The 22,183-nt window shown below is 73.6% G+C and carries 22 protein-coding genes; 11 read left to right on the forward strand and 11 right to left on the reverse strand.

Annotated elements, in window-relative coordinates; genetic code table 11:
* Positions 1 to 200: 200 nt before the first annotated feature.
* Positions 201 to 500 carry a WhiB family transcriptional regulator gene (locus ACI79T_RS14905; RefSeq protein ID WP_456610855.1) on the reverse strand — a complete coding sequence of 100 codons (300 nt, stop codon included), beginning with the start codon at positions 498 to 500 and terminating at the stop codon, positions 201 to 203.
* Between the two features lie 361 nt (positions 501 to 861).
* Between ACI79T_RS14905 and ACI79T_RS14910 the strand changes: the two genes are divergently transcribed.
* Positions 862 to 1,575 carry a response regulator transcription factor gene (locus ACI79T_RS14910; RefSeq protein WP_456610856.1) on the forward strand — a complete coding sequence of 238 codons (714 nt, stop codon included), beginning with the start codon at positions 862 to 864 and terminating at the stop codon, positions 1,573 to 1,575.
* A gap of 234 nt (positions 1,576 to 1,809) precedes the next feature.
* Here ACI79T_RS14910 and ACI79T_RS14915 read toward each other — a convergent pair whose 3' ends face one another.
* Positions 1,810 to 2,208 (reverse strand): DUF5319 family protein, encoded by a 399-nt coding sequence (locus ACI79T_RS14915; RefSeq protein ID WP_269192835.1) that lies wholly within the window; start codon positions 2,206 to 2,208, stop codon positions 1,810 to 1,812.
* 137 nt (positions 2,209 to 2,345) lie between these two features.
* Between ACI79T_RS14915 and guaB the strand changes: the two genes are divergently transcribed.
* Genes guaB through guaA form a run of 3 tightly spaced genes read left to right on the forward strand, consistent with a single transcriptional unit; the run spans position 2,346 to position 6,555 of the window.
* Positions 2,346 to 3,860, forward strand: a complete 1,515-nt coding sequence (gene guaB, locus ACI79T_RS14920; RefSeq protein ID WP_456610857.1) for an IMP dehydrogenase — start codon at positions 2,346 to 2,348, stop codon at positions 3,858 to 3,860.
* Positions 3,861 to 3,868: 8 nt separating this feature from the next.
* Positions 3,869 to 4,990, forward strand: coding sequence for a GuaB3 family IMP dehydrogenase-related protein (locus ACI79T_RS14925; protein WP_456610858.1), 1,122 nt, complete (start codon positions 3,869 to 3,871; stop codon positions 4,988 to 4,990).
* Between the two features lie 2 nt (positions 4,991 to 4,992).
* Positions 4,993 to 6,555, forward strand: a complete 1,563-nt coding sequence (gene guaA, locus ACI79T_RS14930) for a glutamine-hydrolyzing GMP synthase (RefSeq protein ID WP_456610859.1) — start codon at positions 4,993 to 4,995, stop codon at positions 6,553 to 6,555.
* A 41-nt stretch (positions 6,556 to 6,596) separates the two neighbouring features.
* Here the strand turns inward: guaA and ACI79T_RS14935 are convergent, their stop codons facing one another.
* On the reverse strand, positions 6,597 to 7,298 hold the full coding sequence (locus ACI79T_RS14935) for a helix-turn-helix transcriptional regulator (RefSeq protein WP_456610860.1): 702 nt from the start codon (positions 7,296 to 7,298) through the stop codon (positions 6,597 to 6,599).
* Positions 7,299 to 7,361: 63 nt separating this feature from the next.
* Here ACI79T_RS14935 and ACI79T_RS14940 point away from each other — a divergent pair, with 63 nt between their 5' ends.
* Positions 7,362 to 7,979, forward strand: a complete 618-nt coding sequence (locus ACI79T_RS14940; RefSeq protein WP_456610861.1) for a dienelactone hydrolase family protein — start codon at positions 7,362 to 7,364, stop codon at positions 7,977 to 7,979.
* 79 nt (positions 7,980 to 8,058) lie between these two features.
* On the opposite strand, the gene ACI79T_RS14945 is transcribed toward ACI79T_RS14940, so the two are convergent.
* The gene (locus ACI79T_RS14945) at positions 8,059 to 9,279 is read right to left on the reverse strand and encodes a hypothetical protein (RefSeq protein WP_456610862.1); all 1,221 of its coding nucleotides are present in this window, start codon (positions 9,277 to 9,279) and stop codon (positions 8,059 to 8,061) included.
* A gap of 309 nt (positions 9,280 to 9,588) precedes the next feature.
* Here ACI79T_RS14945 and ACI79T_RS14950 point away from each other — a divergent pair, with 309 nt between their 5' ends.
* Positions 9,589 to 10,635 (forward strand): sodium:calcium antiporter, encoded by a 1,047-nt coding sequence (locus ACI79T_RS14950; RefSeq protein ID WP_456610863.1) that lies wholly within the window; start codon positions 9,589 to 9,591, stop codon positions 10,633 to 10,635.
* A gap of 62 nt (positions 10,636 to 10,697) precedes the next feature.
* Here the strand turns inward: ACI79T_RS14950 and ACI79T_RS14955 are convergent, their stop codons facing one another.
* Both ACI79T_RS14955 and ACI79T_RS14960 read right to left on the reverse strand, forming a co-directional pair.
* Positions 10,698 to 11,000, reverse strand: a complete 303-nt coding sequence (locus tag ACI79T_RS14955) for a hypothetical protein (RefSeq protein ID WP_456610864.1) — start codon at positions 10,998 to 11,000, stop codon at positions 10,698 to 10,700.
* Positions 10,993 to 11,901 (reverse strand): PspC domain-containing protein, encoded by a 909-nt coding sequence (locus ACI79T_RS14960; RefSeq protein WP_456610865.1) that lies wholly within the window; start codon positions 11,899 to 11,901, stop codon positions 10,993 to 10,995. The genes ACI79T_RS14955 and ACI79T_RS14960 overlap by 8 nt, the downstream gene beginning before the upstream one ends.
* A 180-nt stretch (positions 11,902 to 12,081) precedes the next feature.
* On the opposite strand from ACI79T_RS14960, the gene ACI79T_RS14965 reads away from it, so the two are divergent.
* From ACI79T_RS14965 to ACI79T_RS14975, 3 genes are all read left to right on the forward strand, one after another.
* The gene (locus ACI79T_RS14965) at positions 12,082 to 13,284 is read left to right on the forward strand and encodes an ATP-binding protein (RefSeq protein WP_456610866.1); all 1,203 of its coding nucleotides are present in this window, start codon (positions 12,082 to 12,084) and stop codon (positions 13,282 to 13,284) included.
* Positions 13,281 to 13,940, forward strand: a complete 660-nt coding sequence (locus ACI79T_RS14970) for a response regulator (protein WP_456610867.1) — start codon at positions 13,281 to 13,283, stop codon at positions 13,938 to 13,940. Before ACI79T_RS14965 ends, ACI79T_RS14970 begins: the two co-directional genes overlap by 4 nt.
* A gap of 115 nt (positions 13,941 to 14,055) precedes the next feature.
* Positions 14,056 to 15,399, forward strand: coding sequence for a short-chain fatty acid transporter (locus ACI79T_RS14975; RefSeq protein WP_456610868.1), 1,344 nt, complete (start codon positions 14,056 to 14,058; stop codon positions 15,397 to 15,399).
* A 14-nt stretch (positions 15,400 to 15,413) separates the two neighbouring features.
* On the opposite strand, the gene ACI79T_RS14980 is transcribed toward ACI79T_RS14975, so the two are convergent.
* The 3 genes from ACI79T_RS14980 to ACI79T_RS14990 are packed head-to-tail and all read right to left on the reverse strand — an operon-like array spanning position 15,414 to position 17,648.
* Positions 15,414 to 16,154 carry a PIG-L deacetylase family protein gene (locus ACI79T_RS14980; RefSeq protein WP_456610869.1) on the reverse strand — a complete coding sequence of 247 codons (741 nt, stop codon included), beginning with the start codon at positions 16,152 to 16,154 and terminating at the stop codon, positions 15,414 to 15,416.
* A gap of 10 nt (positions 16,155 to 16,164) precedes the next feature.
* On the reverse strand, positions 16,165 to 17,076 hold the full coding sequence (locus tag ACI79T_RS14985; RefSeq protein ID WP_456610870.1) for an RNA polymerase sigma-70 factor: 912 nt from the start codon (positions 17,074 to 17,076) through the stop codon (positions 16,165 to 16,167).
* 14 nt (positions 17,077 to 17,090) lie between these two features.
* Entirely contained in the window at positions 17,091 to 17,648 is a 558-nt protein-coding gene (locus tag ACI79T_RS14990) for a carboxymuconolactone decarboxylase family protein (protein ID WP_456610871.1), read from the reverse strand.
* Between the two features lie 109 nt (positions 17,649 to 17,757).
* Between ACI79T_RS14990 and ACI79T_RS14995 the strand changes: the two genes are divergently transcribed.
* Entirely contained in the window at positions 17,758 to 18,051 is a 294-nt protein-coding gene (locus ACI79T_RS14995; protein WP_456610872.1) for a hypothetical protein, read from the forward strand.
* 29 nt (positions 18,052 to 18,080) lie between these two features.
* Here ACI79T_RS14995 and ACI79T_RS15000 read toward each other — a convergent pair whose 3' ends face one another.
* Positions 18,081 to 18,374, reverse strand: coding sequence for a chorismate mutase (locus ACI79T_RS15000; protein ID WP_456610873.1), 294 nt, complete (start codon positions 18,372 to 18,374; stop codon positions 18,081 to 18,083).
* A gap of 331 nt (positions 18,375 to 18,705) precedes the next feature.
* Between ACI79T_RS15000 and pcrA the strand changes: the two genes are divergently transcribed.
* The gene (gene pcrA / locus ACI79T_RS15005) at positions 18,706 to 21,003 is read left to right on the forward strand and encodes a DNA helicase PcrA (protein ID WP_456610874.1); all 2,298 of its coding nucleotides are present in this window, start codon (positions 18,706 to 18,708) and stop codon (positions 21,001 to 21,003) included.
* A gap of 267 nt (positions 21,004 to 21,270) precedes the next feature.
* Here pcrA and ACI79T_RS15010 read toward each other — a convergent pair whose 3' ends face one another.
* The gene (locus ACI79T_RS15010) at positions 21,271 to 22,062 is read right to left on the reverse strand and encodes a M23 family metallopeptidase (protein WP_456610875.1); all 792 of its coding nucleotides are present in this window, start codon (positions 22,060 to 22,062) and stop codon (positions 21,271 to 21,273) included.
* Between the last annotated feature and the right edge of the window lie 121 nt (positions 22,063 to 22,183).

Consider the following 22,183-nt stretch of genomic DNA (forward strand, 5'->3'; position numbering starts at 1 on the left):
CCCCCCGCCCGCTCCCACGCCCGCCCCCCCCGCCTTGGTCCGGGGCCGGGGGGGGCGGGGGCCCGCGCACCCCCCCCCCGCCCCCCCAGGACCCCGTGCGGTGAGCCAGGACGCGGCACCGCGCGCCGTGCAGCACGCACACGAGAGGGCCCGGTCCAGGAAATCTCCTGGACCGGGCCCTCTCGTTCGTTCTGCGGGTCTCAGACCCCCGCGGCGACCGCAGCGGGCTCGGCCGCGATCAGCCGGGTCCGCTCCTCTTCGCTCATCCCGCCCCACACGCCGTACGGCTCGCGCACGGCGAGGGCGTGCTTGAGGCACGCGTCGAGGACCGGGCACCGACCGCAGACGGCCTTGGCCGCGCTCTGCCGTCGCGCCCGGGCCGGCCCGCGCTCACCGTCGGGGTGGAAGAAGAGGGACGTGTTCTCGCCACGGCATGCGCCGTGGAGCTGCCAGTCCCAGACCTCGGCGACGGGCGTCGGGAGTCTGCGGATGTCGGCCATGTCTCCTCCAGGACTCTATCGAGCCGGAGGGGGCTGTCCGGCTGCAAGGGGCCCGGTGCCCTCGGCGTCCCGCCGTCAAACACAGCCGATTCGCAACTTTTTGCGGTGTGCCCTGCGTCACCGCCCCCCGGTGCCGCTCACCCCGGGGGGTGAGGGCGTCTGTTCCCCCGGTCGGGAGTCGCTCACTGTGGCTCCAGGTCGCGTCGACGTCCGGGCGGGGGATCAACCCGGACGGCCCCGTGACCTGCGCAGAGGCGGCGGACCCCGGGTGGGGTCCTCCGCCCGAGCGACACCCGGCCGGGCGCTTCCCGGCCGGTGGGGGACCCGTCCGCCGTGCGGCCGGGAGGAGTGAGGAGCAGGCGTGATCGAGGACAGGATGCGTGCACCCGTGCACGGCGCGACCGTGTGGGTGTACGACGAGCGGCGGCGGGTCCGGGACGACGTCGCCTCGCGGCTGGTCGCCCTGCCCTTCGTCGGCCGGGTCGAGGTGGTCGGGGACGGTCAGTCGCTGATGTCCCGCCTGGCGACCCGTACCCCCGACGTCCTCGTCGTCGGCACCCAGCGCGCCGTCGACACCGGCCTGTCGGCCGCCACGCAGGCGTTGCGGGCCCACCCGGGCCTGCCGGTGCTGGTGCTCGGTGCCCCCGACGACGCCGAGAGCGTCCGGGCCGCCGTCGCCTTCGGTGCCCGGGGATACCTCCGCTGGGACGCGACCGCGATCGAGATGGGCCTCGGCCTCTCCCGCGTCGGGCTGCGCGCCGACGGCGGACGCATCCCGCAGCAGGCGCCCCAGCCGGTGCCGGCGTGGAGCGGCGCCGCCCCGCTGAACGGCTCCGCCCCGACCACGGTGCGTTCGACCGTCCGCGAGGTGCCGCCGCAGGCGAGCCTGTCGATGCGGGAGATGCAGGTGCTCACCGGCATGAGCCAGGGCAAGAGCAACGCGCAGATCGGCCGCGAGCTCTACCTGTCCGAGGACACCATCAAGACCCACGCGCGGCGGCTGTTCCGCAAGCTGGGTGCCAAGGACCGCGCCGAGGCGGTGGCCACCGGCTTCCGCCGCGGCATCATGACCTGACGGCCGCCCGGCCGACGAACGCACGCCGAGGGCCCTCTCCCGAGCCGGGAGAGGGCCCTCGACGTGCGTTCTCGTCCGCCTGCGCGCCGTGCCGACGGCCGAGTTCCGGGAAGTCGGGCCCTGAACACCGCGTCCGAGCCCGACTTCCCAGTTCTCGGCGCCCGGCACGTGCTCAGCTCAGCTGGGGGACGGCACCCGGCCGCGGTGCGGTCCGGAGGACCGCAGTGTCACAGCTCAGTCGTCGCGGGCGTGGCGGCCGGTGCGTCGGCCGCTGGGCTCGTCGCGCTCGGCGAGCGCCGCGACACCGTCGGCGTAGCCGCTGGCGTAGTCCCAGCTGACGTAGTCGTCGGGGTCGGGGTCGAACGGCGGCTCGTGCCGGCCGGTCTGCCCCTCGTCGAGGAGCTGGCGCAGGTTGGCCTGCATCAGCGCCCAGTCGACGTGGTGCTCCTCCTCGCAGTCGGGGCAGTCCACGACGATGCCCTTGATGCCGGTGGGCTCGAGGAGGGTGCGGAAGACCTCGAGCTCGGCGAGGTCGTCGAGGACCCCGGCGCGCTCCTCCATCGTGAGGGGCGGCGGACCGGAGCCGTCGGCCGGACCGAAGTCCGGTCCGGAGGCATCGTCGAACGGAGACACGGTCACACGGTAGCCGCCGAACAGGCGGCGCACCGCCCGTCGCGCCCCGCCGCCTACGATCGTCCTCAGGTCCCGCGCGCCCGCGAGGTGCGGCGGCCGGTGTCCGACCCGATCTGCCCCGAAGGGTGGCCGCGCACATGCAGCCCGACTCCGTGCCCGAGCTGCCGGCGAAGTTCGCCCGCCTCGGGCTCACCTACGACGACGTCCTCCTCATCCCGGGGGCGTCCGACGTCGTCCCGGCCGAGGTGGACACGAGCAGCCGCGTGACCCGCCGGATCACGCTGGCCGTGCCGCTGCTCTCCAGCGCGATGGACACCGTCACCGAGGCGCGCATGGCGATCGCCATGGCCCGGGTCGGCGGCATGGGTGTCCTGCACCGCAACCTCTCCGCCGAGGAGCAGGCCGGCCAGGCCGACCTGGTGAAGCGGTCCGAGGCCGGCATGGTCACCAACCCGGTCACCTGCTCGCCGGAGAACACCCTCGCCGAGGTCGACGCGCTCTCGGCGCGCTACCGCATCTCGGGTGCGCCGGTCGTCGACGCCGACGGCGTCCTGCTGGGCATCGTCACCAACCGGGACATGCGGTTCGAGACCGACATGAACCGGCTCGTGCGCGACGTCATGACGCCGATGCCGCTGATCACCGCCCCGGTGGGCGTGGACGCCGACACCGCGCTGAGCCTGCTCTCCCAGCACAAGATCGAGAAGCTGCCGCTGGTCGACGACGCCGGCCGGCTCCGCGGGCTGATCACCGTCAAGGACTTCGTCAAGCGCGACCAGTTCCCGCTCTCCACCAAGGACGCCGACGGCCGGCTGGTCGTGGGCGCGGCGCTGGGCGTGGGCGAGGACGCCTACAAGCGGGCCGGCCTCCTGGTCGACGCCGGTGTCGACGTGCTCGTCGTCGACACCGCGCACGGCCACCAGCGCGCGGTGCTGGAGATGGTCGCCCGCGTGAAGAAGGACTTCGGCGGCGATGCGGGCGTGGAGGTCGTCGGCGGCAACGTCGCCACCCGCGCCGGCGCGCAGGCGCTGGTCGACGCCGGTGTCGACGCGGTCAAGGTCGGTGTCGGGCCCGGGTCCATCTGCACCACCCGCGTGGTCGCCGGCGTCGGCGTCCCGCAGATCAGCGCGATCTACGAGGCGTGGCTGGCGGCCGGGCCGGCCGGGGTGCCGGTCATCGCCGACGGCGGGCTGCAGTACTCCGGTGACATCGCGAAGGCGCTGGTCGCCGGCGCCGACACGGTGATGATCGGCGGGCTGTTCGCCGGGGTCGAGGAGGCCCCGGGCGAGCTGGTCTTCATGAACGGCAAGCAGTACAAGACCTACCGCGGCATGGGCTCGCTGGGCGCCATGCAGAAGCGCGGCAACCAGTCCTTCAGCCGGGACCGGTACTTCGCCGACGACGTCCTCTCCGACGACAAGCTCGTCCCCGAGGGCATCGAGGGCCAGGTGCCCTACCGCGGCGCGCTGGCCGGCGTCGCGCACCAGCTCGTGGGCGGGCTGCAGGCCTCCATGGGCTACGCCGGTGCGGCGACCATCGCGGACCTCAAGGAGCGCGGTCAGCTGACCCGCATCACCTCCGCGGGGCTGGTGGAGAGCCACCCCCATGACATCCAGATGACCGTCGAGGCACCGAACTACCGGGGGCGCTGACCGTGAGCGTGCGCGACACCGTCGAGATCGGCCTCAACCGCTTCGCCCGCCGGGGCTACGACCTGGACGAGGTCTCGATCGTCCCGTCCCGGCGCACCCGCGACGTCGATGACGTCTCGACCGCCTGGCAGATCGACGCCTTCCGGTTCGACATCCCGCTGGTGACCAGCCCGAGCGACGCCGTCGTCAGCCCGGCGACGGCGATCGCCGTCGGCCGGGCCGGTGGCCTGGGGGTGCTCAACGGCGAGGGCCTGTGGGCCCGCTACGACGACCCGGCGCCGGTCTACCGCGAGCTCGCCGAGGCCGCCGCGGCCGGCGCCCCGCCCGTGGCGCTGCTGCAGAAGGTTTACGCCGAACCGGTGAAGGCCGACCTGATCACCGCGCGCATCAAGGAGATGAGCGACGCCGGGGTGACCACGGCGATCCGGGTCTCCCCGCAGCACACCGAGCAGCTGGCCCCGGCCGCGCTCTCGGCCGGCGTCGACCTGCTGGTCATCCAGGGCACGATCGTCTCCGCCGAGCACGTGACCAGCCAGGGTGACGCACTGAACCTCAAGGAGTTCATCGCCGATCTCGACGTCCCGGTGATCGTGGGTGGCGCGGCGAACTACACGACCGCGCTGCACCTCATGCGCACCGGCGCGGCCGGCGTGATCGTCGGCGTGGGCGCGGACACGTACTCCACGACGGACTCCGTCATGGGCATCCGGGTGCCGCTGGCCAGCGCGATCGCCGACGCAGCGGCGGCCCGCCGCGACTACCTCGACGAGACCGGCGGCCGGTACGTGCACGTCATCGCCAACGGCCGGATCGAGACCAGCGGCGGGATCGCCCGGGCGCTGGCCTGCGGTGCCGACGCCGTCCAGCTGGGGGAGCCCCTGCGCGTCGCCGCGGAGGCCCCCGGCGGCGGCGTCTGGTGGGACTCGGTGGCCGCCCACCCGCGGCTGCCACGCGGGGCGACCTCGGCGCAGATCGAGCCGGCCGGCTCCCTGGAGCAGGTGCTGCTCGGCCCGGCGGAGTCCGCCGACGGGCGCACCAACCTGTTCGGGGCGCTCGCCCGCACCATGGCCAAGACCGGCTACTCGGACCTCAAGGAGTTCCAGCGCGTCGACCTCGTGATCGGCGGCTGAGCGTGGACTTCCCGACCGTCCTGGTCGTCGACTTCGGCGCCCAGTACGCCCAGCTGATCGCCCGACGCATCCGCGAGGCCGGGGTCTACTCGGAGATCGTGTCGTCCCAGGTGCCGGCCGAGGAGATCGTCGCCCGGAAGCCGGCCGCGATCGTGCTCTCCGGCGGCCCGTCCAGCGTCTACGCGCCCGAGGCCCCGCAGGTCGACCCCACGCTGTTCGAGTCGGGGGTGCCGGCGTTCGGCATCTGCTACGGCTTCCAGGCGATGGCCGCCTCGCTCGGCGGCACGGTGTCCCGCACCGGCGACCGCGAGTACGGCGGCACCCCGCTGACGGTCACGACGCAGTCGCGCATGTTCGGGGCGCTGCCGGTGGAGCAGAACGTCTGGATGAGCCACGGCGACGCCGTCTCCGCCGCACCCCCCGGGTTCACCGTCACCGCCACCTCCACCGGTGCGCCGGTGGCCGCCTTCGAGGACGTCGACCGGCGGCTGGCCGGCGTGCAGTTCCACCCCGAGGTGCGGCACACCGCGCACGGGCAGACGGTGCTCGAGCACTTCCTGTTCGACATCGCCGGCCTGGAGCCGACCTGGACGATGAGCAACGTCGTCGACGAGCAGGTGGCGGCGATCCGCGAGCGGATCGGGGACCGGCGGGCGCTGTGCGCGCTGTCCGGCGGGGTCGACTCCGCGGTGGCTGCGGCGCTCGTGCAGCGGGCGATCGGCGACAAGCTCACCTGCGTCTACGTCGACCACGGGCTGATGCGCGCGGGGGAGACCGAGCAGATCGAGCGCGACTTCGCCGCCACCACCGGAGCGGACCTGAGGGTCGTCGACGCGAGCGGGCAGTTCCTCTCCGCGCTGGCCGGGGTCAGCGACCCGGAGGAGAAGCGGAAGATCATCGGCCGCGAGTTCATCCGGGTCTTCGAGCAGGCGGCCACCGACGTCGTCGCCGACGCCCAGGCGCACGGCGAGACCGTCGACTTCCTCGTGCAGGGCACGCTGTACCCCGACGTCGTCGAGTCCGGCGGTGGCAGCGGGACGGCGAACATCAAGAGCCACCACAACGTCGGCGGGCTGCCCGAGGACCTCACCTTCAGCCTGGTCGAGCCGCTGCGCGCGCTCTTCAAGGACGAGGTGCGCGAGGTCGGCCGGCAGCTCGGCCTGCCCGACCGGCTGGTGCAGCGCCAGCCGTTCCCCGGCCCCGGGCTCGGCATCCGCATCGTCGGCGAGGTCACCCGCGAGCGGCTCGACGTGCTGCGCAAGGCCGACGCCATCGCCCGGGAGGAGCTCACCGCGGCGAAGCTGGACGACGAGATCTGGCAGTGCCCGGTCGTGCTGCTGGCCGACGTCCGCTCGGTCGGCGTCCAGGGCGACGGGCGCACCTACGGCCACCCGGTGGTGCTGCGCCCGGTGTCCAGCGAGGACGCCATGACCGCCGACTGGACCCGGCTGCCCTACGACGTGCTGGCCCGGATCTCGACCCGGATCACCAACGAGGTCGAGGAGATCAACCGGGTCACCCTCGACGTGACGAGCAAGCCCCCGGGCACCATCGAGTGGGAGTAGCGGGACGCCGCTGCCCGGCCGCCTCGCGCTGAGTCGCGGGGTCAGGGGCAGGCTGGGGCGCGCACCGCGTGCGCGTCGGGCGGCGGCGTGCCGAACGCCCCGGGATCGCGCGCGGGCGCCGTCTCGGTGGTGAGATCGGCGGCCTCGATGCGGTCCCAGCGGAACCACCGCGGGGCGTCGCGCAGCCGACACCAGCCGATCAGGTACCAGCGGTCGCCCGTGCGGGCGAGCAGGTGCGGCTCCACCCGCCGGCGGGACACCTCTCCGGCGTCGTCCCGGTAGCGGATGGCGACCACGCGCCGTCGCAGGAGCGCCTCCTCGACGACGGACGCGGGAGCGGGCCGCCCCCGGGCCTCGCCCCGCACCCAGACCCGGCCGCCGAGCTCCCGGGCGGTCTCCCGTGCGCCCGGCCCCATGACGTCGAGGACCTTCTCCAGCGCGGCCCGGCCGTCCGCGGCGAACGGGGCCTCCGACGCCCCGGCCAGGGCGACCGCCAGCGCCACCGCCTGCGCCGGCGTGAGGTTCACCGGCGGCAGCGTCGCGGCCGCGTCGAGCACGTAACCGCCACCTGGGCCGGCGGTCGCCCAGATCGGCACCCCGGCCTGCTGCAGCGCGGCGACGTCCCGCTTGATCGTGCGGGGGGAGACCTCCAGCCAGTCGGCCAGCCGCTGCGCCGTCCGCCCCCGTGCACCGGCGCGACGCAGCTCCTCGGAGACGGCGTGCATCCGGTCCGTGCGGTTCATGCGGCGGATCGTGGCAGAGACGGTGACAGGACGGTGTCACCAGGTGCGCGGCACGGTGTTCCCATGACCGACATCGCGCTCTTCCACTCCGTCCTCGGCGTGCGGCCGGGGATCACCGACGCCGCCGACCGCCTGCGTGCGGCCGGGCACGAGGTGCTCGTCGTCGACCAGTACGACGGGCGGGTCTTCGACGACTACGGCGAGGCCGGTGCGTACGTGGCGGACGTCGGCTTTCCCGCGCTGATGTCCCGGGCGGTGGCGGCGGTGCAGGACCTGCCCGACGGGTTCATCGCCGCCGGCTTCTCCAACGGTGCGGGGATGGCGGAGTTCGTCGCCACGCAGCGGCGGTGCGGCGGCCTGCTGCTCTTCTCTGGCGCGCTGCCGCTGCAGATCTTGGGCGCCGATCGCTGGCCGTCGGGGCTGCCCGCCCAGCTGCACTACACCGAGGGTGACCCGTTCCGGCAGCAGGAGTGGATCGACGCGGTGGTCGCCGATGCCCGCCGCGCGGGCGCCGTGATCGACGTCCACGACCACCCGGGGACCGGCCACCTGTTCACCGACCCGAGCCTGCCGGCCGAGTACGACGCGGCGGCCACCGAGGTGCTGTGGACGCGGGCACTCGACTTCTGCGCGCGCGTGGCCGCCCCGGCGTCGGCGCAGACGGGGCCTCCGGTCACCTGATCGGGGCTCCGACGCGCCGGATGCGGACAGTCGTGGCGGGCTCGACGCCGGCCCCCTGCGCGGCCGGCGTAGCGGCGACTCAGGAACCCACCGGCGCCAGGTCGAAGACGACGAAGTACAGCCCGACGTGCACCAGCGCAGCGGCGCCCACCGTCAGGACGAGGACCGACCTGCCCCGCCGGCTCAGGTTCGCGCCCGCGAGGCAGGTCAGCAGGATCGCGGGCAGCAGCCACTTGAGTCGTCCGAAGCCGTACCAGAAGTCGTGCTCGAGGAGAACGAAGGACTCGAGCAGCGGGAAGGCGGCCACGAGGACCACCTCCCACTGGAACGTCGTGAGCATGCGCCCCGCGATCAGCACGACGACGAGCGCGGCGAGGAAGAACCCTCCGTAGTCGAGGACGAGGGCGTTGACGAACCGCCAGCTCAGCAGCGCGAAACCCTCCTGGGCGCCGACGGCCGACCGGACCTCGGCCCGGTTCAGGAGCGCGCGGAGGTAGGCGAGCGGGGTAGCGCCCGTGGTGACCAGCACGTGCGCGGTGATCAGCACGAGCGACACCGCCGTACCGACCGCTGCGAACAAGTTGGCCAGGTACGCCCGGTCCTTCGTCCGGTGGTGCTTGTACAGCCCGTAGAGCGACCACCCCACGGCGGCGACGGCGCCCGTCCACGTGACGGCGGTCATGGCCCCGCCGATGAGGAGGGCCTGCCACCAGCGCGGCCGACCGGCCCGCCGGACGAAGATGATCAGGGCGGCGAGGAAGACCGGCACCAGGAGCTCGTGGGACCAGTAGACGTGCATGTGGTACCAGAGCGTTCCGGTCGAGAACGTGTACATGGCCGCCCCCGTCACGGCCATGACCTTGTTCCGGGTGAGCAGGAGGACGAGGTACGCCACGAGCGCCACGCTCAGCCCGTGGAGCAGGAGGCCGAACACCTGGCTCGCTGCATAGGTGGTGCCCAGGCCGAGCGCATTCAGGACCAGGTGCAGGACGACGAAGTGGGTGGAGGGGAAGGAGGTGTACACGGTCAGCTGAGGAAGGGCCGCGTTGCGCAGGAACTGCGGATCCGCGCCGATGTACGAGGCGAACTTGTGCCCCGCGATCGGATTGCTGCCGTACACCTCGAGCACGTACTGGTTGTGGATCCACACGTTGGCGTTGTTCAGCCGCTGGTACGGCGTCCAGCCGGAGTTCTGGATCGGGTCCATGCCGAGCGAGGGCAGACGCAGCAGGACCGAGACGGCGAAGAGTGCGGCGACCGCGACGACGGGCCAGTAGCGGGATGAGGTGGTTCGCAACATGTGAGGGCCGCGTGCGCCTTTCCATCGGGGATCGCCGGCTCGGGCGGCCCCGCAGTGCTCGACCGTGCCCCGGGACCGAGCGTAGGGGCGGGCCGCCCCCGCCGATGGGCCCACGGTGACGGCTGAGACGGTCGCGACGGCTGTGCCGGGATGGGCGGTGCCGGTCCCGGCCAGGACGCGGACGGTGGCCGGTGATGGTCATCGCTGCACCCCTCGCCGACCCCCGGACGGGTGGTCCGGCTCGCCGTCCGGCCCGCTCCGTGCTGGGGTGGGAGACCGGACGGCGTCGAGGGTGAAGCGGGGGGAACGGTGACCACCTCGGCGTGGCCGTTCGTCCCGAGCCTGCTCGCGCTGGTCGCCATGGCCGTGGTCATCGTGGTCGCGGGTGTCCGCCTGACCCGCATCGCCGACGCACTCGCCGAGCGCACCGGGCTCGGGGACGCGGTCGGCGGGGCGCTGCTGCTCGGTGCCGTGACGTCGCTGCCCGGGAACGTCACCGTCCTCACCGGGGCGCTGGAGGGCGATCCCGGGTTCGCGCTCGGCAACCCGATCGGCGGGATCGCCCTGCAGACGGTCTGGCTGGCGATCGCCGACCTGCTCTACCGCCGGGTAAATCTCGAGCACGCGAGCGCGTCGCTGGAGAACGTGATGCAGGCGGTCATCCTCATGGCCCTGCTGGCGGTGCCGGTCATCGGCTACGCCACGCCGGGGCTGCGGCTGGGCTGGATCCACCCGGTCACGCTGCTGATCCCGCTCTTCTACGCCTACGGGCTGCGGCTGCTGCGCAGGATGCGGGAGGCACCGATGTGGGTGCCGACGCAGACCGACCAGACCGTGGACGGCGACGGCCACAGCGACGCCGACGGCGACGGCGAGGAGGACGGGGACGCCCGCTCGACCGGCCGCCTCTGGGCCGGCCTCGCCGGGCTCGGGCTGCTCGTCGGGGTGGCCGGCTGGATCGTCGGCCAGGCCGGACTGGGCGTGGTGGCGGCGACGGGGCTGGACAGCGGGCTGGTCGGGTTCACCCTGACGACGGGGATCAGCTCCCTGCCCGAGCTGGTGGTGCTGCTCACCGCCGTGCGGATGGGTCAGCTGACCCTCGGCGTCGGCAACATCATCGGCGGCAACGTCTACGACGTCCTGATGATCACGGTGGCCGACGTGGCCTACCTGGAGGGGCCCATCTACCGGGACGCGGGCCCGACCAGCCTGGTCCTGCTGGGCGGGACGGTGCTGATGATCGCGGTGCTGGCCGGTGGCCTGCTCATGCGGGACCGGAAGTGGATCGGGTTCGAGGGCGTCACCATCCCGCTGGTCTACGCGGGCACGGTCGCCCTGGTCTTCGCCAGCGGCTGACCGGACGCGCCGAGGGCCCGGGAGCGGCAGCTCCCGGGCCCTCGTGACGTCCGCACCCCTGCTCAGCGCCCCCGGTGCCGGGTCTTCTTCAGCTCCGAGATCAGCAACGACACCCCGCCGGCGATCAGCATGAACCAGACGAACCCGCCGTCCTCCACGATGCCCATCGGGATGCTCACGCCGGCCATGAGCACGACCGCGAGGACGATGAACACGATCCCGAAGGCCAGGGCCGGCCGGTCGACCGACCGCCGGGGCGGCTCGGGGGTGTCCTCGGTGGACAGCGGGGTCACGGTCTGCCAGTCCCGCAGCTGCTGCTCCTGCCAGGCGGTCGGGGTGGTGGGGAACTCGCTGTAGTCAGCCACGGGACACCTCCACGTCTCCGACGCCGAAGTCGATCGTGAGGAGGAACTCGGCCTGGTCGTCATCCGTCCAGGCCGCCGAGCCGGTGCCCGGGACGAGCCGGCCGTCGTCGGCATCGTCGTCGCCGAACACCCGGGCGTCGCCGATGCCCTGGTCCAGCCGCACGATGACGTCCGCCGACTCCGGCACGATGACGGTGAGGTCCCCGACGCCGTGCTCGATCGTGGTGCGGATCGGCTCGTCCACCTCGGAGAGGTCCACGTCGCTCAGGTCGACCGTCATCTCGCCGGCACCGATCTCGTACAGCGAGCGGACCTCCGCCGCGGTGGCCGGCCGGTAGCTGCGCTCACCCACCCCGCCGGACCCGGACATGTCCACCGTCGACACGCCGAACAGGACGCCCGAGAGGACGATGCCCAGGGCGATGAGGCCGCCCCGCCCGTTCCGGCGCCCGGTGAACGCGGAGGCGACCAGGCCGAGACCGACGACCACCAGCGCGCTGCCGAGGACGCCGCGGCCGCCGATGTCCCAGCCGGTGAAGTGGTTGATCATCGCCAGTAGCCCGAGCAGGATCAGCAGGGCGGCGACCGTGATGCGGGGGACCGGCGACCGAGGGGCCGCCGGCTGCTGCACCACGGGAGCGCCGGGGGTGCCCGGTGCCCCGGCGGCGGGCGGGCCAGCCGGCATGAGCGCCCACAGCAGCAGGTACACGATGACGCCGGTGCCCGCGGCGAGGGTCAGGGCCACGAAGCCGACCCGCCACAGCAGCGCGTCGATGCCGGTGTACTCGGCCAGGCCGCCGTTGACGCCGCCGAGGATCTTGTCCGTCTGGCTGCGGCGCAGCTGCGGGCGGACCGCCTGCGGCCCCTCCGGCGGGGGCGGCGGCCAGGACGGCGGTTCCATCGGCGGCAGGGGAGGGGGAGCCGCGGGAGGGGGTGCGGAGGTCATGGCACAGAGCCTGCCGATCAGGTGGCCGAGGATCCATCAGGGAACGCCCCCATCCGACCCTGGATCGCCGGCGACTGCTCTTCCAGGGTGATCACCGGTGTCCGAGGCGCGGTCGACGGTGCGACGATCGAGTACGTGACCACCCCTGCGACCGGAGCGCCGCCCGGCCCGTCCGCCGCGCGGCCGCCGCTGGTGCGCCCGCGGTCGGGGCGGCTGGTGGCCGGCGTCGCCGCGGGAACCGCCGCGCACCTGCGCCAGGACCCGCTGATCGTCCGGGTCGCCTTCGTCGTCCTGGCCAGCTTCGGCATCGGTGTCGTCCTGTACGCGCTGCTGTGGCTGACCATGTCCGTGGCCGCGCCGGGCGAGGACCCGACGCCGGGGACGGTGCGGCTGGAACACTCCACCGGCCGCGGCCAGCTGCTCACCCTGGTCCTCCTCGGGATCGCCGCCGCCACGGTCTTCGGTCAGCTGGCGAGCCTGAGCAGCGACAGCCTGGCGGTGCCGCTCGTCGTGGTCGCCGTCGGCCTGGCCGTCATCTGGCGCCAGCTGGACACCGACCGCACGCTGAGCCTCCCCGGCGTCCGGTGGGCGCTGGCCGGTGGTGCGGCGCTGGCCGCGGGTGGCCTCGTGCTGCTGCTGGCCACGACCGGCCAGCTCGCCAACGCCCGCAACGGCTTCGCCGCGACCCTGGTCATCCTCACCGGCGTGGTGCTGGCGACCGCGCCGATCTGGCGTCGCCTCCTCGCCTCCCGCGCCGAGGAGCGCTCGGCGCGCGTCCGCTCGGAGGAGCGGGCCGCCGTCGCCGCGCACCTGCACGACTCCGTCCTGCAGACGCTCGCCCTGATCCAGCGGCACGCCGAGGACGCGCAGGCGGTCAGCCGGCTGGCCCGCGGTCAGGAGCGGGAGCTGCGCGCCTGGCTGTACGACCCGAAGGTGGTCCGCGAGGGCGGCACCTGGGCCGGCCTGGTGGCGCAGATGGTGGCCGACGTGGAGGCCGACCACGACCTGCAGATCGAGCCGGTCGTCGTCGGTGACGCCCCCGCCGACGAGGACATCGTCGCCCTGGGCGCGGCCACCCGGGAGGCGCTGGTCAACGCGGCCAAGCACTCGGGCGCCACGGTGGCCGACCTGTACACCGAGGTCACGCCCGACCGGGTGTCGGTGTTCGTGCGCGACCGGGGGAAGGGCTTCGACCCGGGCACGGTGCCCGACGACCGCCGCGGGCTGCGGGACTCCGTCAGCGGCCGGCTGGCGCGGCTGGGCGGTACCGCCGTCGTCCGGTCCGCGCACGGCGAGGGAACCGAGGTGGAGCTGGTGCTCCCGAGAGGAGAGACATGACCGCCCCGCGCGTCTTCGTGGTCGACGACCACGCGATGGTCCGCGCCGGCGTGCGCGCCGAGCTGGGCGGCGACGTCACGTTCGTCGGGGAGGGCGCCGACGTCCCCTCCGCCGTCGAGGGGATCCGGGCCACCCGTCCGGACGTCGTCCTGCTGGACGTGCACATGCCGGGCGGCGGCGGCCGGACGGTGCTGGAGACCCTGCGCACCGAGCTGCCCGACGTGAAGTGGCTGGCGCTCTCGGTGTCCGACGCCGCCGAGGACGTGATCGCGGTCATCCGCGCGGGCGCCCGGGGCTACGTCACCAAGACCATCTCCGGGCCCGACCTGCTCGACGCCGTGCGCCGGGTCGCCGACGGCGACGTCGTCTTCAGCCCCCGGCTGGCCGGGTTCGTGCTCGACGCCTTCGCCGCCGGCGGCGCCGCGGCACCGGAGCCGGAGGCGGAGGCCACCGATCCCGGGCTGGACCTGCTCAGCGCGCGGGAGCGCGAGGTGATGCAGCTGCTCGCCCGTGGCTACACCTACCGGGAGATCGGCTCCCGGCTGTTCATCTCGGTGAAGACGGTCGAGTCGCACGCCTCGAACGTGCTGCGGAAGCTGCAGCTGTCCAACCGCAACGAGCTCACCCGGTGGGCGGCGACCAACCGGCTGCTCTGACCGGCCGGCTGCTCTGACCGGCCGACGAATGGCCGCTCCCGTGCACCTCCGATAAGCATGTGGCCGACACCACTGCAGGCCTGCCGGTGCAGGCCCGGAGGAGAGGACGGTCGGCATGCTGCGCACCCTGTCGCGCCCGCTGGTCGCGGGCGTGGAGCGGTACCTGCCGGGGGCCTTCGTCTTCGCGGTCGTCCTGACCGTGATCGTCGCGGTCCTCGCGCTGATCTTCGGTGACATCGGTCCCGCCGAGCTGACCCGGGCCTGGGGCGACGGCCTGTCCGGGCTGCTCGCCTTCATGACGCAGGTGGCCCTCGTGCTCCTGCTCGGCTACACGCTGGCGCTCACCAGGCCGGTCAAGGCCGGCCTCACCCGCATCGCCGACATCCCCAAGAGTCCCCGCGCGGCGTACGCCTTCGTCGCCCTGGTGTCGGCCGTCGCCTCCCTGATCAGCTTCGGGCTGGGGCTGGTCGTCGGCGGCGTCATCGCCCTCGAGGTCGGCCGGGCCGCCCGCCGCCGGGGCACCCAGCTGCACTACCCGCTGCTGGTCGCCAGCGCCTACTCCGGCTTCGCCGTCTGGCACATGGGCTACAGCGCCACCGGCCCGCTGGCCGCGGCGACCCCGGGCAGCTTCGTCGAGGAGGCGATCGGCCGCACCATCCCGATCAGCGAGACCGTCTACTCGCCGTGGAACCTGATCGCGATCGTCGTCGCCGTGGCCGCCATCGTGGGCACGGTCATGCTGCTGGCGCCCAAGGGCAGGGACCGCATCGTCGAGCTGCCCGAGCGGTTGGGCACCGAGGAGCCCGACATCGCGCTGACCACCCCGGGCACCCCGGCCGAGCGGATGGAGGCCTCGCGGCTGGTCACCCTCGTCCCCGGCGTCGCCCTGCTGGTCTACCTCGGCGTCTACTTCGCCCAGGAGGGCTTCGACCTCACCCTGGACATCGTCAACTGGTCGTTCCTCGCCGCGATCCTGCTGATCGTGCGCAGCCCGGCCGAGCTGGCGGAGCTCGTCGGCGGGGCGGTGCGCACGGTCGGGGAGGTGCTGCTCCAGTACCCGCTCTACGCCGGGATCATCGGGATGATGACCGCGTCGGGGCTGGCGGCGCAGCTGAGCGGGTGGTTCTCCGACATCGCCACCCCCGGGACCCTGGGCCTGTTCGCCTTCCTGTCGGCCGGCCTGCTCAACCTCTTCGTCCCGAGCGGTGGCGGTCAGTTCGCCGTCCAGGCGCCGATCTTCCTGGACGCCGCGGACTCGATCGGTGTCGATCCCGCCGTCATCACCATGGCGATCGCCTACGGCGACCAGTGGACCAACATGATCCAGCCGTTCTGGGCGCTGCCGCTGCTCGCGGTCGCCGGTCTGGGGGTGCGGGACATCTTCGGGTTCACCGCGATCACCTGCCTGATCACCGGCATCGTGTTCGCCGGCACCCTGCTCGTCCTCGGCGGCGGCTGAGCGGAGCCGCCGGCTCAGGCGGTGTGCACCACGTGGAAGGCCTCGGCGAAGCGGCCCGCCGGCAGACCGAGGCCTTCGGCGGTCTGCCGCATCCACGCGGTGACGAACTCCTCGAGCCGGCCCGCCGGCTGGTGGCTCACCTGGGTCACGTGGCTCCTCAGGGCGGCGAACTTGCGGTCCACCACGTCGGTCACGTCGACGGCGTGGTCGGCGCGCGGGCTCGCACCGAGCCAGACCTCCGACACCGTCCAGGCCTCCAGCCCCTCGTCGGCCAGCAGCTCGGGGAAGGCGAACGGGTTGCGCGCGTCGGGGTACACCGCCCGCAGCGTCGACTCGCCCACGGTCATGTGGTCGGGGTGGCTCGCACCGATCCGCTCCCAGAACCGCTCCGGCGAGCTGGTGAGCACCCGCTGCGGCCGGACCTGCCGGATCACCCGGCTGATGTCCCGGCGCAGGTCGAGGGTGAGCTCCAGCCGGCCGTCCGGGTACCCGAGGAAGCGCACGTCGGTCACGCCCACGGCGGCCGCGGCCGCCCGCTGCTCGGCCTGCCGGAGCGGCCCCATCTCGTGCCGGGGGGTGTCGTCGAAGCCGCCGGCGTCGCCGTCGGTGACGATCAGGTAGGTGACCTCCGTGCCGGCGGCGGTCCAGGTGGCCACCGTCCCGGCGCTGCCGAAGTCGACGTCGTCGGGGTGGGCCAGGACGCACAGCGCCCGCTCCACGTGCTCGGCGGGGCGCGGCGGCTGGGGGAGCGTCACGCGGCCGAGCCTAGGTCGGCGTCGGGAGGACGCCGAGCCCGGCCAGCTTGTCCGGATTGCGCACGATCAGCACCTGCTCGACCAGGCCGTCTGCGGACACCACCAGGGTCGCGGCCATGAACGGCCGTCCCTCCTGCCATGCCGCGATGCCGGGCCGCGCGTTGACCTCGGCCGGCAGCACGACGAACGACGGGTCGGCGCCGGTCGCGGCGATGGCCAGGAGGAACCGGGCCACCTTCTCGGCGCCGGTGATCGGCCGCAACGCGGCCCGCGCCTTGCCCCCGCCGTCGCTCACCAGTACGGCGGACGGCGCCAGCACGGAGAGCAGGGCCGAGACGTCCCCACCGGCGCAGGCGGCCAGGAACCGGTCGGTCACCTCCCGCTGCAGGGCCGGGGTGGGCTCGAAGCGGGGGCGGCGGGCCTGCACGTGCTCGCGCGCCCGGTGCCCCATCTGCCGGACGGCGGCCTCGCTGCGGCCGAGTCCCTCCGCCACTTCGGCCGCCGACAGCCCGAACACCTCGCGGAGGACGAACACGGCCCGCTCGGCGGGGGAGAGCGTCTCCAGCACGACCAGCATCGCCAGCGACACCTCCTCGCCCAGCTCGGCCGTGTCGGCCGGGTCCTGCGGGGCGGGGGCGCCCGCGACGGGGGTGGTCCCGGTGACCAGCGGCTCGGGCAGCCACGGGCCGACATAGCTCTCCCGCCGGCTGCGCGCGGAGTCCAGCCGGTCCAGGGCCAGCCGGGTGGCGATCCGCACCAGGTAGGCCCGTTCGTCGGCCACCTCACCGCGGTCGGCCGCCGACCAGCGCAGCCAGGTGTCCTGGACGACGTCCTCGGCGTCGGCGGCGATGCCGAGCATCCGGTAGGCGACCGAGAACAGCAGCCGGCGGTGCCGGTCGAAGGCGGCGAGGGGCGTGGTCACGGAGGTGCGCGCGGTCAGGAGGTGCGGGCCGGCGCGGCGCAGCGGTCGGAGAAGCCCTGGCTGGTCAGCCCGAGCGCGCTGTTGAGGCGGGACCGCGAGTTCTCCACGGCGACCATCATCGTCAGCTCGACGAGTTCGGCGTCGTCGAGGTGCCGCCGCAGTCCGGCCACCATCTCGTCGGTGACCTGCAGCGGCGTCGTCGTCATCGCCTCGGCGTAGGCTATGACGTCCCGCTCCAGCTGGGAGAAGACGTCGCTGTCGCGCCAGCGGGGCACCGCGCGCAGCTTCCGCGGGTCCACCCCCCGCTGGGTGGACTCCCAGTAGCCGAAGTCCAGGCACCAGCTGCACCCGATGGTCACGGCCGACGCCATCACGGCCAGCGCCTTCAGCGTCGGGTCGAGCCGGTTCCAGCGGGCCAGCGACGTCTCGTGCCGCACGTAGGTGCGCAGCACGCGGCCGTTGTGGGCGATCGCGGCGCCCGGGTCCAGCACCGCGCCGTACGTGCGCCGGGAGTACCACTCGGTGAGGCGGACGACGGGGGAGCGGGGCGGGTCGAGGGGGATGCGGGCCATGGTCGGTTCCTCTCCACGGGACGGTGTCCCCATGGAGACGGGACAGCGGCCCCGGACGTGACATCGGGGCGGTGGCACGGGGACGACGGCGGTCCCGCAGACTCGGCCCGTGCCCGAGTACACCCTCGCCCTCGCGCTCCGCTCCTCGGCCCCGCTGGACGACGACGCCGTCGACGCCGTCCGAGCGGTCCTGCGTCCGGACGACGCCGGGCTGCGGGTGTGGCGGGAGCCGGACCGGGCGGTGCTGCGGGTGACCACCGAGTGCACGGCCGAGGACCTCCGGGCGGCGCTGGAGCTGGGCCGCGACCTGGCCGACGAGGCGAACGACGCCTGCCCCGGCCGGGTGTTCGAGGTCGCCGCCATGGACGACGAGGACTCGATGGTCTGGCGCGCCGGCCCCTGATCGCCCTGGGACCCGGAGGCGGCCGGGCGTCAGAGGTGGCCGCGGCCCTGGCGCAGCAGCACCATGCCGAGCGCGGCGCCGTCGGGGCCGAGCTCCGTGCGGAAGCGGGAGAGCACCTGCTGCTCGCGGGAGAGCGACAGCCGGGTGCCGCCCGACGCGGCGCGCAGCGCCCCGATCTCCCGGGAGACCTCCAGGCGACGGCGGACGAGCTCGATGATCTCGGCGTCGCAGGCGTCGATCACGCCGCGCAGCTCGCCGATCCGCTCGGCCGGGTCATCGGGGGCGGTCGGGCCGGCGGCGGGGGGTGCGGTGAGGGTGCTCATGGGGTGTCCTCGGGAGTTCGTGGACCCGGGACCCCGAGAACGAGAAACGCCCCGGGCTCTCGGGCCCGGGGCGTCTGTTGCGGCGTGTGCTCAGCCAGCGGTGACGGACACCGGATCCCGGTGGCCGTAGTAAAAGCTGACGGTGGCGAGCACGGGGCCGAGTGTGGCACAGCCGCGCCGGACCGGGCCAGCCCGAGGGCACCGGGACGCGTGGTGCGGCTGGTCCCGTGGCCGCCGGGACCGTCACCCGTCCGGCTTACAGTGACGGGGCGATGAACCGACCTCACGAAGACGCTCCGCCGGCGCACCACGTCCCTGCGGGGGCCCCGGCATGAGCAGCGTCCAGCAGTCCCTCCCCGGTACCGCCGCCCTGCAGCGCAACGCCCCCGGCTCGGTCGGTCGCGAGCTGGACCGGATGCTCGCCGGCCTCAACGGCCCGCAGCGGGACGCCGTCGTCCACGAGGGCAGCCCGCTGCTCATCGTCGCCGGAGCCGGGTCGGGCAAGACCCGCGTGCTCACGCACCGGATCGCCTACCTGCTCGGCGCCCGGGGGGTGCAGCCGGGGGAGATCCTGGCGATCACCTTCACCAACAAGGCCGCCGGCGAGATGAAGGACCGGGTGGCCGCGCTGGTCGGGGCGCGGGCGCGGTCGATGTGGGTGTCGACCTTCCACTCGATGTGCGTGCGCATCCTGCGGGCCGAGGCCGCGAAGCTGGGCATGAAGTCGTCGTTCACGATCTACGACCAGGGCGACTCGATCCGGCTGATGACGATGGTCGCGCGCGACCTCGACCTGGATGCCAAGCGCTATCCCGGGCGGAGCCTGTCCAACCAGGTGTCCAACCTCAAGAACGAGCTCGTCGACGAGGAGTCGTTCAGCCCCCAGACGGCGCCGGAGAAGGTGCTCAAGGAGGCATACACGCTCTACCAGCGGCGGCTGCGCGAGGCGCACGCCATGGACTTCGACGACCTGATCATGACGACGGTCCACCTGCTGCAGGCCTTCCCCGACGTGGCCGAGCACTACCGCCGTCGCTTCCGGCACGTGCTGGTCGACGAGTACCAGGACACCAACCACGCCCAGTACATGCTGGTGCGCGAGCTGACCGGCACCGGTGCGGGCCCGGTCCCGCAGGCGGAACTGTGCGTCGTCGGTGACGCCGACCAGTCGATCTACGCGTTCCGCGGCGCGACTATCCGCAACATCGACGAGTTCGAGCGCGACTACCCGCAGGCGACCACGATCCTGCTGGAGCAGAACTACCGCTCCACCCAGCGGATCCTCAAGGCCGCGAACACCGTCATCGCCAAGAACACCGGCCGCCGGCCCAAGAACCTGTGGACCGACTCCGGCGACGGCGAGCTGATCGAGGGCTACGTCGCCGACAACGAGCACGACGAGGCCGCCTGGGTCGCCGAGCAGATCGACGCCCTGGTCGACGAGGGCGAGGTCAGGCCCGCCGACATCGCGGTCTTCTACCGCACCAACAACGCCTCCCGCGTGTTCGAGGAGGTGTTCATCCGCGTCGGCATGCCCTACAAGGTCGTCGGCGGGGTGCGGTTCTACGAGCGCAAGGAGGTCCGCGACGCGCTGGCCTACCTGAAGCTGGTCGCCAACCCGGCCGACGTGGTGAGCCTGCGCCGGATCATCAACGTGCCCAAGCGGGGGATCGGCGACAAGGCGGAGTCCTGCGTCGAGTCCTTCGCCGACCGGGAGCGGATCGCCTTCGGCACCGCGCTGCGGCGCTGCGCCGAGGTGCCGGATCTGGCCACCCGCTCGCTCAAGGCGCTGCAGGAGTTCGTCGCCCTGCTCGAGGAGTTCGAGCAGCTGGTGGAGACCGGGTCGGGCCCGGCGGCGCTGCTGGAGAGCATCCTCGACCGCACCGGCTACCTCGCCGAGCTGCAGGCGAGCACCGATCCGCAGGACGAGGGCCGCGTCGACAACCTCAACGAGCTGATCTCGGTCGCTGCCGAGTTCGAGGCCGCCAACCCCGGCGGTTCGGTCACCGACTTCCTGGAGCAGGTGTCGCTGGTGGCCGACGCCGACCAGATCCCGGTCTCCGGTGACGACGCCGGCGTGGTCACCCTGATGACCCTGCACACGGCGAAGGGCCTGGAGTTCCCGGTCGTCTTCCTGACCGGGCTGGAGGACGGCGTCTTCCCGCACCTGCGCGCGCTGGGTGACCCGCGCGAGCTGGAGGAGGAGCGCCGGCTGGCGTACGTGGGGATCACCCGCGCCCGGCAGCGGCTCTTCATCTCCCGGGCGACGGTGCGCACCAGCTGGGGGCAGCCGGCCTACAACCCGCCGTCCCGGTTCCTCGACGAGATCCCGGCCGAGACCATCCACTGGGAGCGCACCGACCCGGTGCCCGCCCCGTCGACCGGCTACAAGTCGGCCCAGACGCGGGTGGCCGCCACCGGCCTGTCGACCGGCGGCCTGCGCGGGGGCGCCGGCAACCGGCAGGTCATCTCGGTCGAGGTGGGGGACCGGGTCAGCCACGACGCGTTCGGGCTGGGCACGGTGGTGGAGGTGACCGGCGTCGGCGACAAGGCCCAGGCCACGGTCGACTTCGGCTCCGGAGGCACCAAGCGCCTCGTCCTCCGCTACGCCCCCCTCGTGAAGCTCTGACCTGAGGAGCGCGGGCCCGAAGGGTCCCCCGACGAAGGTCGAGAGCCGCGGCAGTCGGTGGAGGTCGCGCTCGGGTCGCGGATCATGACGGGACGCGCCCTGCGAGGTGCTCCGAGAAGAGGGCCCGGAGGGTCCTCGACGAGCGAGCAGGACGCGCTCAATACATCGGGGGACGGCACGTGGTCGCGGTGTCGGCCGGAGGCCGACGGATCAAAGAGCCGCGGCTCCTGGCCCTCGTCGGGGACCTTCCGGGCCCCGCTCCTCGAGCTACACACTCACTCCGCGCTCGCCCAGCCAGGCGCGCGGGTCGATCGGGCGGCCGTTCATGCCGCCGCGGTGGATCTCGTAGTGCAGGTGGGGGCCGGTGGACTGGCCCTCGTTGCCGACCTTGGCGATCTGGTCGCCCGCGGTGACGAGATCGCCGGCGGCGACGTCGTAGTAGCGCATGTGCCCGTAGATGTGCACGTTGCCGTCGGCGTCCTGGATGTAGACCGCGTTGCCGTAGCCGGAGGCCCGGCCCGCCCGGACGACGACGCCGTCGGTGGCGGCCAGGATCGGCGTGCCGAGCGGGGCGGCGAGGTCCAGCCCGTAGTGCATGGTGCCCCAGCGCCGGCAGAAGCAGGTGGTGAGCGTGCCCTGGGTGGGGGCAACGGTCTTCGGCTGGCGGGCGGCGCGCGAGGCGGCCAGCTCGCTGAGCCGGGCCTGCGCCTCGGCCTCGGTGATGCCCCGTCGCGCGTCGGCCCCCTCGAGGCCGCCGGCGAAGCTGACCTCGGTGCTCTCGCCGAGGCCGTAGTCCGACGCGCTGGCGGAGACGTTCTCCGGGGAGCCGGTCATGGCGGGGACGCCGGCGAGGACCGCGCCGGCGACGAGCGCGGCGAGCCACAGGGGGGCGCGGCGGCCCGGGGGGTGCGGCAGGCGGCGGCGGGTCGCGGGCTGGTCGGTGGCGGCGGGGACGGGGGCGGTCGCGGGCGCCTGGCTGTCGGGGGCGATCCGGGGCCGGGGCACGTGGGCGAGCCCGGCAGCCGGCTTCTCCAGCACCGTTGCACTGCTGCGAGACACGGCGAACCTTCCCGGACAACCTGGCCCGGCGAGCGCCGGGAGGCGTTCGTCGGGGGAGCGACGACGGCGAGGACGTCGCCGGAGCGGTGTCCGCCGGAGGACCCGGCGCCGTGATCGAACC

It is taken from the genome of Blastococcus sp. SYSU DS0619 (genome assembly GCF_054051035.1).

What these genes read in the sequence shown, in the direction of transcription:
- ACI79T_RS14975 (WP_456610868.1), top strand. Translation starts at nt 14,056, where the DNA reads ATGCTGCGCACCCTGTCGCGCCCGCTGGTCGCGGGCGTGGAGCGGTAC.
- ACI79T_RS14935 (WP_456610860.1), bottom strand. Translation starts at nt 7,298, where the DNA reads ATGAACCGCACGGACCGGATGCACGCCGTCTCCGAGGAGCTGCGTCGC.
- pcrA (WP_456610874.1), top strand. Translation starts at nt 18,706, where the DNA reads ATGAGCAGCGTCCAGCAGTCCCTCCCCGGTACCGCCGCCCTGCAGCGC.
- ACI79T_RS14970 (WP_456610867.1), top strand. Translation starts at nt 13,281, where the DNA reads ATGACCGCCCCGCGCGTCTTCGTGGTCGACGACCACGCGATGGTCCGC.
- guaB (WP_456610857.1), top strand. Translation starts at nt 2,346, where the DNA reads ATGCAGCCCGACTCCGTGCCCGAGCTGCCGGCGAAGTTCGCCCGCCTC.
- ACI79T_RS14990 (WP_456610871.1), bottom strand. Translation starts at nt 17,648, where the DNA reads ATGGCCCGCATCCCCCTCGACCCGCCCCGCTCCCCCGTCGTCCGCCTC.
- ACI79T_RS14940 (WP_456610861.1), top strand. Translation starts at nt 7,362, where the DNA reads ATGACCGACATCGCGCTCTTCCACTCCGTCCTCGGCGTGCGGCCGGGG.
- ACI79T_RS14945 (WP_456610862.1), bottom strand. Translation starts at nt 9,279, where the DNA reads ATGTTGCGAACCACCTCATCCCGCTACTGGCCCGTCGTCGCGGTCGCC.
- ACI79T_RS14960 (WP_456610865.1), bottom strand. Translation starts at nt 11,901, where the DNA reads ATGGAACCGCCGTCCTGGCCGCCGCCCCCGCCGGAGGGGCCGCAGGCG.
- ACI79T_RS15000 (WP_456610873.1), bottom strand. Translation starts at nt 18,374, where the DNA reads ATGAGCACCCTCACCGCACCCCCCGCCGCCGGCCCGACCGCCCCCGAT.
- ACI79T_RS14905 (WP_456610855.1), bottom strand. Translation starts at nt 500, where the DNA reads ATGGCCGACATCCGCAGACTCCCGACGCCCGTCGCCGAGGTCTGGGAC.